Annotated in this window: 10 protein-coding genes; 6 read left to right on the top strand and 4 right to left on the bottom strand. The window is 63.9% G+C overall.

Features of this window, described 5'->3' with window-relative positions; all coding sequences use genetic code 11:
- Window positions 1-20 precede the first annotated feature (20 nt).
- Window positions 21-1,859: an ABCB family ABC transporter ATP-binding protein/permease gene (locus tag A3Q7_RS0118330; RefSeq protein WP_026225006.1), complete on the top strand. Its 1,839-nt coding sequence runs from the start codon at window positions 21-23 to the stop codon at window positions 1,857-1,859.
- A gap of 88 nt (window positions 1,860-1,947) precedes the next feature.
- On the opposite strand, the gene xdp1 is transcribed toward A3Q7_RS0118330, so the two are convergent.
- From xdp1 to A3Q7_RS0118310, 4 genes are all read right to left on the bottom strand, one after another.
- A complete protein-coding gene (xdp1, locus tag A3Q7_RS0118325) occupies window positions 1,948-2,727 on the bottom strand; it encodes an exosortase-dependent surface protein XDP1 (protein ID WP_026225005.1) in 780 nt (259 codons plus the stop codon).
- Between the two features lie 162 nt (window positions 2,728-2,889).
- Entirely contained in the window at window positions 2,890-5,688 is a 2,799-nt protein-coding gene (gene prsT, locus A3Q7_RS0118320; RefSeq protein WP_018413368.1) for an XrtA/PEP-CTERM system TPR-repeat protein PrsT, read from the bottom strand.
- 114 nt (window positions 5,689-5,802) lie between these two features.
- Window positions 5,803-6,375: an alkaline phosphatase PhoX gene (locus tag A3Q7_RS0118315; RefSeq protein ID WP_018413367.1), complete on the bottom strand. Its 573-nt coding sequence runs from the start codon at window positions 6,373-6,375 to the stop codon at window positions 5,803-5,805.
- Window positions 6,376-6,439: 64 nt separating this feature from the next.
- On the bottom strand, window positions 6,440-7,363 hold the full coding sequence (locus A3Q7_RS0118310) for a CysB family HTH-type transcriptional regulator (RefSeq protein ID WP_018413366.1): 924 nt from the start codon (window positions 7,361-7,363) through the stop codon (window positions 6,440-6,442).
- A gap of 160 nt (window positions 7,364-7,523) precedes the next feature.
- On the opposite strand from A3Q7_RS0118310, the gene A3Q7_RS0118305 reads away from it, so the two are divergent.
- The 5 genes from A3Q7_RS0118305 to cobA are packed head-to-tail and all read left to right on the top strand — an operon-like array spanning window position 7,524 to window position 12,182.
- Complete coding sequence (locus tag A3Q7_RS0118305) at window positions 7,524-8,309, top strand: sulfite exporter TauE/SafE family protein (protein WP_018413365.1); 786 nt, start codon at window positions 7,524-7,526, stop codon at window positions 8,307-8,309.
- Window positions 8,310-8,362: 53 nt separating this feature from the next.
- Window positions 8,363-10,045, top strand: coding sequence for a nitrite/sulfite reductase (locus A3Q7_RS0118300; protein ID WP_018413364.1), 1,683 nt, complete (start codon window positions 8,363-8,365; stop codon window positions 10,043-10,045).
- Entirely contained in the window at window positions 10,038-10,655 is a 618-nt protein-coding gene (locus tag A3Q7_RS0118295) for a DUF934 domain-containing protein (protein WP_018413363.1), read from the top strand. The genes A3Q7_RS0118300 and A3Q7_RS0118295 overlap by 8 nt, the downstream gene beginning before the upstream one ends.
- Entirely contained in the window at window positions 10,652-11,377 is a 726-nt protein-coding gene (locus A3Q7_RS0118290; RefSeq protein WP_018413362.1) for a phosphoadenylyl-sulfate reductase, read from the top strand. Before A3Q7_RS0118295 ends, A3Q7_RS0118290 begins: the two co-directional genes overlap by 4 nt.
- Window positions 11,364-12,182 carry a uroporphyrinogen-III C-methyltransferase gene (gene cobA / locus A3Q7_RS0118285; protein ID WP_026225003.1) on the top strand — a complete coding sequence of 273 codons (819 nt, stop codon included), beginning with the start codon at window positions 11,364-11,366 and terminating at the stop codon, window positions 12,180-12,182. Before A3Q7_RS0118290 ends, cobA begins: the two co-directional genes overlap by 14 nt.
- Window positions 12,183-12,242 lie beyond the last annotated feature (60 nt).

Below are 12,242 nucleotides of genomic sequence, written 5' to 3'. Positions count from 1 at the left end.
GTCGAACCGAAAAAGAACCGATGAGACGAAGCTCCGCCCTGCCCGCTCCTGCCAGTCGGGAACCCGGCGTGCCGCGCCGCGACCTGGAAACGCTGCGCAACCTGATTCCCTATCTGTGGGCCTATCGTGGCCGGGTGCTGATCGCGCTGTCCTGTCTGGTGCTCGCCAAGGCATCGAATGTCGCGGTACCACTGATATTCAAGCAGATCATCGACGCGCTCACCCCCGCTGCCGCAGTCGGCCGCGATCTGCTGCAGTCGGCACCGCTGCTGGTGCCACTCGGCCTGCTGGGCGCCTACGGCGCGCTGCGTTTCTCCACCTCCATGCTGACCGAACTGCGCGAAATCGTGTTTTCGCGCGTGACACAACAGGCGGTGCGGCGGATTTCGCTGCAGGTGTTCCGCCACCTTCACGGACTGTCGCTGCGCTTCCACCTGGAACGCCAGACCGGGGGGCTGACGCGCGACATCGAACGCGGCACGCGCGCGATCGGCTCGCTCATCAGCTACACCCTGTATTCCATCCTGCCCACGCTGGTGGAAATCTCGCTGGTGCTGGGCATTCTCGCCACGCGCTACGAAGCGAGCTTCGCGCTCATTACCTTTGTCACGCTCGCGCTCTACATCAGCTTCACGGTCACCGTCACCAACTGGCGCACGCGGATAAGGCGCGAGGCGAACGAACTGGATTCGGCGGCCAACACGCGCGCCATCGACAGTCTGCTCAATTACGAAACGGTGAAGTACTTCAACAACGAGGACTTCGAAGCACGCCGTTACGACGAACAGCTGCAGCGCTGGCAGCGTGCGCAGGAACGCAGCCAGGTATCACTGTCCTGGCTCAACATCGGTCAGGCGGCCATCATTGCGACCGGCGTCACCCTCATGATGTGGCGCGCTGCACTCGGTGTAGCAGAAGGGCGCATGACACTGGGCGACATCGTGCTGGTAAACGCCTTCATGATCCAGCTCTACATCCCGCTCAACTTCCTCGGTGTCATCTATCGCGAACTGCGCCAGTCGCTGACCGACATCGAGCGCATGTTTTCGCTGCTCGATACGCATCGCGAAGTGGCTGATGCACAGGACGCACGCATCCTGGCGACGGGACCGTGCGAGGTGCGCTTCCAGCAGGTGAGCTTCGGCTACGAGCCGGCGCGGCAAATCCTGTACGACGTCGATTTCACGATACCGGCGGGAGGCCGGGTCGCGGTGGTGGGGCATTCCGGCTCCGGCAAATCGACACTGGCGCGACTGCTTTTCCGCTTCTATGACATCGCCCCGGGCAACGGGCGCATCCTGATCAACGGCATGGACATCCGCGAACTCAGTCAGGACAGCGTGCGGGCATCCATCGGCATCGTTCCGCAGGACACCGTGCTGTTCAATGACAGCATTCACTACAACATCCAGTACGGTCGTGTCGACGCCGGCGCGGAAGAGGTCGAAGCGGCCAGCCGTGCCGCGCAGCTGCACGACTTCGTGCAGTCACTGCCCGAGGGCTATGCAACGCGGGTGGGCGAACGCGGACTGAAACTGTCCGGCGGCGAGAAGCAGCGCGTCGCCATCGCGCGCGCGCTGCTGAAGAATCCGCCCATCATGATCTTTGACGAAGCGACGTCGGCACTGGACAGCAAGACGGAACAGGCGATACAGAACCAGCTCGAACAGGTGGCGCGCGGTCATACCACACTCATCATCGCCCATCGCCTGTCGACCATCATGGATGCCGACCTGATACTGGTGATGGAATCCGGGCGGATCGTCGAGCGCGGGCGACACGCCGAACTGCTCGCGCAGGACGGACTGTATGCGCAGATGTGGGCACTGCAGGCGCAGGAGGCCGAATCGCTCGCCTAGCGGCAGGCGCGACCGTGGGAATCGCGCCCGATGGACGAAAAAAAGCCGCGCATCGCGCGGCCCTTTTTCATGTCACTTGCGTCCGGGTTCAGGCGGCCTTGCGGCGACGAACCGCAACCATGGCGGCAAATGCGCCGCCAATCAGCGCGAGCGACGCGGGTTCCGGCACCCCGGTAGAGGGCGGCGGAGGCGGCGGCGTGCGGTTGGTCGTGGTGATTGCCGAGAGCTTCACGTAGTCGGCCAGACCCGACAATGACGAGCCGGTCAGCCCGGCGGCACCGATCAGCCAGTAACGTGACGCCACGTCTGTCGAATTGACCGAGGTCGTCGAGGTACCGATGTTCGTGTACTCGCCGATCATCGACCAGCCGTTGCTCTCCAGACTTGCGAACGATGTCGAGGGACCGCTGCTGAACAGAGCAGCGGGATCGTATCCGGAAACCCCGCCCGTGTAGGCAAGGATGGCGACGTCGGAATCATTGCTCCACCAGCCCAGATTGATGGAGTCGAGCGAAATCTGGTTGCCGGCACCGAAGTCGAACAGAATCGCCTCGAACTTGCCGCTGTTGTCCATCGCGTGATCGGGGCTGGATGTCGTCTCGCCCTGCGCGCGCACTCGCAGGTCGCCACCGGACTGTTCGAGATAGGCCGCCTGTATGTCGCTGGAGGTAGACGAACTGGCCGATGCCCATGCCGAGACAGTAACCGACGGTACAACCTCACCGCTGGACGAAGCGACTCCGCTGTAGGTGGTCGTGCCACCGAGCGAGGTATTGGTGCTGCCGGTGAAGGTGTAGGACGCGGCGCCTGCGGGCAGCGCCAGCGCAGCAAGCGCGATCGCCACAGGAAAAGACCTGTTGAAGCTCATTTGGGTGTCCTCTCGTTATTGCCTGCCGACCTCAACCACGCCGGCTACGAACTTTACTAGCAAAACCTGAGCCAATGCCAATTTTATTTTTAATAAACAATGCATTGACGCTAATACACAATCAGAAAACCGCTGTTTTGTAAAGAAATCCGACAGCGCGATTCAACGGGCGGACAATGATTTCTGCAGGGCAAGCGCGTCCGCTCTTCCCGCGAAATCCCTCTTGCTCGCCAGCGCTTCCGCGAGTTCGCTTCGAGCCTCCGCAACCCGGCCGCTCTTTGAAAGAGCCACCGCAAGATGAAACCGGATTTCCGGATTAGACAGATCCCGAAGGCGCGCCTCCCGCAGGATTTTCAATCCTTGATCGATCTGCGCGGCCTGGACGAGCAGCCAGCCGTAAGTATCGAGAACCACCGGGTCGTTCGGCGCCTTCTTCCACGCGCGCTCGGCGGTCGCCAGCGCGGCCGGATCGCCGAGGTCGGCCTGAATGTTGGCCAGGTTGTTCAGGACCACCGGATCGTCGGCATGCGCGGCCGTCGCGAGCAGTGTTTCGCGTGCCGCCTGCTTGCGGCCGGCAGCTGCCTGCGCTTCCGCCAGCAGCAACTGGACCGCGACATCGTCCGGACGCTTGCGACCCGCCGCTTCGAGGCGAGAAAGCGCCTTCGCCGCTTCGCCGGTCTTGCGCTGGACGATGTAAAGTCTGCGCAGCGTTTCGAAATCGTGTTCAAGGTCAAGCGCCTTTGCGTAATAGCCCGCAGCGCCCTGACTCTGGCCACGGGCCAACGCCAGATCCCCCGCCAGTCGCTGTACGCTCCAGACGTTTCCCTTGGACTGGAGCAAAGGCTTCAGACGCGCTTCCGCCTTGTCCAGCCGCCCTGCGGCTATGTCGACCTCCATCGCCAGCAACTGCGCAGGAAGATGGTCCGCCGAGCCCTGCAACGCTTTCTGAGCGGAATACTCCGCCCCGTCCAGATTGCCGGCCTCAAGCTGCAACCGCCCGATCGCTGCCTGCGACGATGCGCTGAACCCCGCGCCGCGCGTCGCGCTCGCCAGAGTGCCCCGCGCCGCGGAATTCTCGCCGCGCGCAAGCTGGACTCGCGCCAGCGCCAACTGAAATGGAATGGAATCGGGATTGTTGGCCGAGGCATTCTTCGCGACGGTCAGTGCCTCGTCATTACGGCGCGCCGCCAGGTGCAGGGAAACCAGTTCCATGACGGCCTGCTCGTTACCTTCGCTTTTCGCGAGCAGTCGTTCCAGCGTGGCAACCGCCTGGGCGGACTGCCCTTGAACCGACTGCAGGCGTGCCAGTTCGAAAAGTGCCGCCACGTCGTCGGGATTTGCCTTCAACAGGGCATCCAGCCTTTGCCGGGCCGAGTCGTACTTGCGTTCGGCGACGTCGAGCTTGACCAGATTGAGACGGGCAACCCGGAACGAAGGATCCTTGTCCAGCACCTTCTGGTAATCGGCCCGCGCCCCCTTCGCATCGCCGGCGGCGGCACGAGCCACCGCTCTCAAATGCAATGCGCTCAGATTGTCAGGCGAGCGCTTGAGCACCGTCTCCATCAGATCCACCGCGCGTTGCGGACGCCCCGACCTCAGCGCATCCAGCGCGAGGACCGTACTTGCACGGAAGTCTCCGGGCGACTTCTTCAACGCGGTTTCGAGTTCGGCCACACCCAGGCTTCGTTGCCCTGCTCCCAGCATGCTCAGGCCGAGGGCCGTGCGCGTTCCGGCGGTATCGCGCAACCGCGCCGCCTGTTCGTACAGCTCTGTCGCGCGCTGATGCCGACCCAGCGCCGCCTGCGCACTGGCGTTCAGCATGATGACGTCGACATCGCGGGGGCTGTCGCGCAGCGCTGGCTCAAGAAGGGTCAGCGCACGGGCGGGATTCCGCTCGGCGAGATAGATCGCAGCGAGCGGCTTGCGTACCGCGCCGTTGGCGGGGAAAAACCGCATGTAGAGTTCGAAATACTCCTTGGCCTTGGAGACGGCCCCAAGCTCGTAATGAGCGAGCCCCGCGATCAACGCAAGATGGGCACGGCTGGTGAGTGCGCCCCGGGGGGCGGGGTCGATCAGATTGACCACCTCGGCAAGCAGCTTGCGCGCCCCCGGCACATCACCCTTCTGAATCGCAAGGACGGCCCGCAGATACGCGCCACGCGGCTCGCGCGGATCGGCCTCCGCCAGTTGCTTGAGCACCACCGCGGCCTCATCGGTGCGAAGAAGATCCATCAGCACCGAGGCCTTGCCGAGCAGGGCCTCGCCGTTCTTGGGTTCGGCGCCGACGGCGCGCGAATAGAAGTCGAGCGAGCGATCCAGATCGCCACGCGCGTAGGCGACAGATGCCCGAGCCGTCCACGCCTCGCTCGAATCCGGCCGCATGGATGTCGCCGTTTCGGCCAACCGTGCCGCCGCTTCACCTTGCCCCGCCTGAAGCTCGACATTCGCCTGCAACGCGACCACGGCGACCGACTCCGGGGCCACCGAACGTGCCTGGGCCAGCGATTCCCGCGCCTGGGCAAACAGGTTGAGTTCTGTCTGCGCGCGCGCGCGGAGCATGAGCACCTCGAGTCGCACAGCGGGCGGCAGGTCATCCGGCGTCACCTGCGAAAGAAGCTCCTTTTGACGGCCGGAATCAAGCAGCAACTGAGCCAGCGGCTCAGCGATCTCTGCCGGCGCGACGCCCAGTCTCTGCGCTTCGCGCAGGGCGACCTCGGCCGACGCGTAGTCGCCCTTTCGCAGACTGGCGCGGCCCATGAGGAGGTGAGCGGCGAGAAAACCTGGATCTGCCTTGAGCGCGTTCTTGAGCTGGATGATGGCGCCAGCGTCGTCCTTCTTCTCGAAGCGGACGAGTGCGTCCTCGTAATAGCGGCCGGCGTCTGCCGCCGCCTGCACCGGCGTACAGCTCAGCGTGAAGGCCAGCGCGAGTGCGCCCAGCCAGAGTGGTGTCGGACGGAACATCGGCGATCCGGCAGGATGAGGAAGGCTGAAGTATAGGACGCCCGCCCGCTCGCCATCCCACGACCCGATCACACCTGGGTACCGGCGACGGGGCACTCCCGTCGGTCGCCGGTCTCAGGCGGCGGCCAGCGCGCCTCCCGGAGCCGCCTCGGTGCCGGCCGCATATGCGCACACAGGCAGTTCGAGCGCCGGCCCCTGCCACACGAAGCTCAGGCTACCGACATCCGCCAGTGCCTCGCGCCACACCCGCGCCTCACCCGGCTGGTCGCACAGCAGCAGGCTGCCACCTGACGGACGGGCGCGCACCGAGAACAGACCGGCAATTGTGGACGCACCGACGCGACGCGCCCGTTCGTGCGGCCGGGACAATTCGCGCCCGGACGCTGGAATCGCCTCCCAGGGATGCAGCGCCGGCCAGCTTGGCGTCAGCGGAATCCATCGCCCGTGACCGTCGTCGCCGAAGCAGGCTGCGTAGAGCGTACCGTTTCCGGGGCGCGCCGAGACCAGCGCCGGACCGACGAACTTGTAGACGTGTTCCGGCTGGGCGGCCTCGGTGAGATAGACGGCCACCCGTCCGTCCTTGGTGCGGAGCACCTCGCTCGCCAGATAGACGAAACCCGCCAGTTCGGCGCGGCCGGCATCGCGGTCGAAGCACAGAGGATGGAGCGCGTTGGACAGGGTTTTCATGGGCGCGACAGTGGAAAAATTTCCGACACTGTGGCCCCAAGACGTTACGCGCCCGTGACGTGCGTCAGGTTCTGCCGAGAGACCTGTCGACCACTTCACGGCTCAGGCGCGGTGCGAAGGATTCGATGAAGCGGTAGGTGTATCCACGCAGCCAGCCATTGCGGTGAAGACCGATGCGAGTCGTGCTGGATTCGAAAAGATGGTCGCAGTTCACGGCGCGCAGCGCGCGGTCCTGTTCGGGATCGAACGCCATCTGCGCGACGATGCCCACGCCCAGGCCGAGCGCCACATAGGTCTTGATGATGTCGGCGTCGATCGCGCTCAGTACGACGCGCGGCGTCAGACCGCGACTGGCAAAGGTCTGGTTGACCTTGGAACCGCCGGTGAAGCTGAAATCGTAGGTGATGAGCGGCCAGTCGGCGATGGCCTCCAGCGTGAGCGGCTTCACGTCCAGCAGCGGATGGCCGGGCGGCGCGATCAGGCAGCGGTTCCATTGATAGCAGGGCAGGCTCACCAGTTCATCGTATCCGTCGATGGCTTCGGTCGCGATTGCAAGATCGGCCGCGCCGGACAGCACATGCTCGCAGCACTGTGTGGGATTGCCCTGATGAAGTTCGATCTGCACGCCGGGATGCTGGCGCACGAACTCGGACAGCACCTGCGGCAGCACGTAGCGCGCCTGGGTGTGGGTCGTGGCAATCGACAGACGCCCCTGCTCACCCTTCACATACTCTTCACCGACCTGACGCAAGGCGCCGATATCGCGCAACATTCGACGCGCGATCGCGATCACGTCCTGCCCCGGACGGGTGACGGCGACCAGCCGCTTGCCCTGGCGCACGAACACATCGACGCCCAGTTCCTGCTCCAGCAGACTGATCTGGCGAGACACGCCGGATTGCGAAGTGTGCAGCGCACGAGCCGCTTCCGATACGTTCAGCTTGCGTGCCGCCACTTCCGCGACGTATCGAAGCTGCTGCAGATTCATGTCTTTTCCCCTCGCCGGAACCGGCACGCGCAGCGCGGCGGCCCCTGCCCGGGAGACGCCGCGTTCATAGCACCATCGATCATTACGATCTTACTCCAAAGCATTTCCAATTAGATTGACAACGCGGTAAGTTCGGATCATTCAAGATCGAGGTCCTGCAATGGATTGGGGTTATTCGGTCGCCGGCTTCTTCGTCGGCACCATAGTGGGGCTGACAGGCGTGGGCGGCGGCTCGCTGATGACACCGCTGCTCGTGCTGCTGTTCGGCATCCATCCGTCGGTGGCGGTCGGTACCGATCTGTTGTACGCGGCACTGACCAAGGCCGGCGGCGCCGTGGTACATGGCCGCAACCGCACCGTGGACTGGCGTATCGTCGGCCTGCTGGGATGCGGCAGCGTACCGGCCGCCGCACTGACCCTTGCCTGGTTATCCACGCATTCCGGCTCGGCGTATGGCGGGCAATCCCTGATCAGCGGTACGCTCGGTGTGGCGCTGGTATTGACTGCCTGCGCCCTGCTGTTCCGCTCGCGATTGCAGCGGTTGGCCGAGAAACCGGCCATCGCGGCGTGGAGGGAACGGCATATATCCGCGCTGACGATAGGAACTGGAGCCGTCCTCGGCGTGCTGGTGACCATTTCGTCCGTCGGTGCGGGCGCTCTGGGGACCGCGGCCCTGGTGTTCATGTACCCGCGTCTGTCGGCTGTCCGCATTGTGGGCAGCGACATCGCACACGCGGTGCCACTGACTCTGGTGGCGGGCATGGGGCACTGGTGGCTGGGCAATGTCGACTGGACGCTGCTCGGCGCCCTGCTCGTCGGTTCCTTGCCCGGCATTGCTCTGGGCAGTCAGATAGCAGCCCGCGTACCGGAACGATTCCTGCGTTCGCTGCTGGCCAGCATGCTGTTCGGCATTGGCGGGAAACTGAGCCTGAACCTTCTGGGCTGAAAAGAAGGCAACGGGAGCTCCGGCAAGGACCGGGCCCCTCGACGGGACAAGCCATGTATCGCTACGACGATTACGACCGCGCACTGGTGCGGGAACGCGTCGCCCAGTATCGCGACCAGTTGCAGCGCAATCTGGCCGGCGAACTGTCCGACGACGACTTCCGGCCTCTGCGTCTGCAGAACGGCCTCTACATACAACGCCATGCGCCCATGCTGCGCATCGCCATCCCCTACGGCATGCTGTCCAGCATCCAGTTGCGCAAGCTCGCCGACATCGCTCGCCGCTATGACCGCGGCTATGCGCATTTCACGACACGCCAGAATCTTCAGCTGAACTGGCCGAAACTGGAAGACACTGCGGACATCCTGGCCGAGCTGGCCACCGTCGAAATGCACGCGATCCAGACCTCGGGCAACTGCATACGCAACATCACGACCGATCCTTTTGCCGGCGTCGCCCCGGACGAAGTCGTTGACCCGCGACCGTATTGTGAAATGCTGCGGCAGTGGTCCACCTTCCACCCGGAATTCGCCTTCCTGCCACGCAAGTTCAAGATCGCTATCAGCGGATCACTGGAGGATCGTGCGGTCACCTACGCGCACGACGTGGGGCTTCAGCTCTACCGGGACGCGTCAGGCGAGGTGCTGGCGCGTGTCATCGTCGGCGGCGGCATGGGTCGCACGCCCATTCTGGGCAGCGTCATCCATGAAGCATTGCCATGGCGCCACCTGCCGACCTATCTGGACGCGGTGCTGCGCGTCTACAACCGCCACGGCCGCCGCGACAACGCCTACAAGGCGCGGATCAAGATTCTGGTCAAGGCCATCGGCGCCGATGAGTTTGCGCGGCAGGTCGAGGCCGAGTGGCAGCTCGAGCGCGACGGCATCGCGACGGTGACAGACGAGGAACTGGCCATTGCCCGTTCCGCATTCTCGGATCCCGCTGCGCCGCCGCGCCCGGAAAACGACACGGAATTCGAAGCGAAGCTCGCGGAGGACAAGGGCTTCGCTCGCTGGGTGTCACGCTGCGTGCGGGGCCACAAGCGGGCGGGCTATCGTGCGGTGACCCTGTCCCTGAAACCACATGGCGTGGCGCCCGGCGACATTACATCGCAACAGATGGATGCCGTGGCGGACCTGGCCGACCGTTACAGCTTCGGTGAATTGCGGGTAACCCACGAGCAGAATCTCGTGCTGGCTGACGTCGCGCTGGCCGACCTGCATGCGCTGTGGATTGAAGCTCGCAAGCACAATCTGGCGACGCCCAATATCGGCCTGCTGACCGACATGATCTGCTGTCCGGGGGGAGATTTCTGTTCACTCGCGAACGCCAAATCCATCCCGATCGCCCAGGCAATACAGGCCGAATTCGATGATCTCGATTATCTGCACGACATCGGCGAACTTGAGCTCAACATTTCGGGCTGCATGAATTCGTGCGGTCATCATCACGTCGGACATATCGGCATTCTCGGCGTCGACAAGGCCGGATCGGAGTGGTATCAGGTATCGATCGGAGGAGCCCAGGGCAATACGACTGCACTGGGCGACGTGATCGGCCCCTCGTTTGCTGCGTCCGAGGTTCCCGGAGTCATCCGTACGCTGATCGAAACCTATGTCGAGGCACGAACGCCCGAAGAGCGCTTCCTCGACACCGTGCGCAGGCTTGGCATCGCACCGTTCAAGTCGCGCGTCTATGGCGAATCCGCCAGGAAGGCCGAGGTGACACATGGCTGATCTGATTCGCGGTGAATCGCTGGTCAGGGACGAATGGACCTGGATCAAGCTGCCTGAGGCGGCCGAACCTGTGCGCAAGGCGGCCGGGAAGGTGGTGATGTTCAAGCTGACCGGCGAGCCGGCCGCATCCGACGCCGTGATCGACGCCTGCGAAGTGCCGGCCACTGGAAAGGTGCTCATTCCTCTTTCGGTCTGGTTGCGACGTCGCGAAGACTTCGCCTCGCGGGTGGCTGTCGGCGAGATAGGGGTGTGGCTCGATAGTCACGAAGAACCCGCCGACCTGGCGGACAGCCTGGACGGCGAGGTGAACCGTCTGCCTCTCATCGGCGTGAACTTTCCCAAGTTCATCGATGGCCGGGGCTATTCAGCCGGATTCATCCTGCGCAATCGATACGGCTATCGCAATGAACTGCGCGCACTGGGCGACGTGCTGCGCGACCAGATGTTCTTCTTCCGGCGGACCGGCTTCGATGCCTATCTTTTGCGTGCCGACCAGAAACCGGAGCGCTGCATTGCCGCATTGCGGGACTTCTCGACGCCGTACCAGACCTCAACGGATGGCAACCTGCCGGTGTTCCGCCGGCGCATTGGCCAGGCGAATCCGGCATGAGCAACCCGTTCATCCATCCCAATGTGACGGATGCGATGCTGCAATCCGTTGCACGCAAGACGGACGCTGTCGTGAACGTGCTGCGAGCCGCGGCGTCGGAGTTCCAGCCGATCGCCTTTGCAAGCAGCATGGGGCCCGAAGACATGGTGCTGACCGATCTGATCCAGCGCCACGGCATCGATATCGACATCTTCACGCTTGATACCGGTCGCCTTCCGGCGGAGACCTATGAGTTGATGGCGCGCGCCGACAAGCATTACGGAATGCGCCCGGTCACATTCTTTCCTCGGCACGAAGCGGTCGAGGAGTATGTCCGCAAGCACGGCGTCAATGGCTTCTACGACTCGGTGGAACTGCGCAAGGCATGCTGCGCGATGCGCAAGGTCGAGCCTTTGAAACGAGCCCTTGCCGGCAAGAAGGCCTGGATCACCGGCATGCGCGCCCAGCAGTCGGCCACCCGGGCGGAGTTGCCGGTGCGCCAGTTCGACGAAAGCCACGACATCGAAAAATTCAATCCACTCAGCGACTGGACGGAAAGGGATGTGTGGGTCTACATCCAGAGCAATCAGGTGCCCTACAACGCTCTGCACGAGCAGTTCTATCCCAGCATAGGCTGCCAGCCCTGTACGCGGGCCATATCGCCGGGCGAGGATATTCGCGCGGGACGCTGGTGGTGGGAGAACCCCGAGAGCAAGGAGTGCGGACTGCATGTCAAGGCCTGAGGATGATCGCCAGCACGGCAAGGTATGGCTCGTGGGTGCCGGGCCCGGCGCGGCGGATCTGCTGACGCTGCGCGCGGCGCGCGTGCTGGCGCAAGCCGATGTCGTGCTGCACGACGCGCTGATCGGCAACGAAATACTTGCCTTGGCACCACAGGCGAAGTTAATCGCGGTTGGCAAGCGCTGCGGTCGGCACTCGACAGCACAGCGCTTCATCAATCAAATGCTGGTGAATGCGGCGCTGACCCATCGCAGCGTCGTCCGCCTGAAGGGTGGCGACCCCATGCTGTTCGGCCGCGCGCAGGAAGAAATGGACGCATTGAGCGCGGCAGGCATAGAGTTTGAGGTGGTACCCGGCGTCACCGCGGCCAGTGCCGCCAGCGCGCAACTGAAGGTGTCGCTGACGCGCCGCGGAATCGCGCGCAGCGTCGTGCTGCTGACACCGCGCGCCGGTGACGGAGAGATTCCATCCCAGGCACTGCGCGCCCACGCGGAAAGCCCGACACTTGCGCTGTACATGGCATCTCACGACTCCACCCGCATCGGTGCGGAACTTGTCTCCTGCGGGCGAACACCGGACACTCCGGTGGCCATCGTGCAGAGTGCGAGCCTCCCGGATAGCAGGGTTGCACTGACCACTCTGGGCGATCTAGCCGTCCGGCCCGCTGACGACATCCTGGCCTTGCCGGGTGCGCCGGCCGGCAGCGGCCCTATATTGCTGATGCTGGGCGAGGTATTTCGCGAAAAGCTCGATGCCGAGATCGCCGCATCGGAACTTGCTGCCACCCTGAACAGCAACGTGGCCTGAATCAGGAACGAAGGACGATATCGACGAAGTTCGGGGTGGCAGTCAGAGACGGTCCCTGCC

Origin of the sequence: Methyloversatilis thermotolerans, from assembly GCF_000372885.1 — a bacterium.
Taxonomy (GTDB): Bacteria; Pseudomonadota; Gammaproteobacteria; order Burkholderiales; family Rhodocyclaceae; genus Methyloversatilis; species Methyloversatilis thermotolerans.
This window is presented reverse-complemented; position numbering and strand designations above follow the sequence as displayed.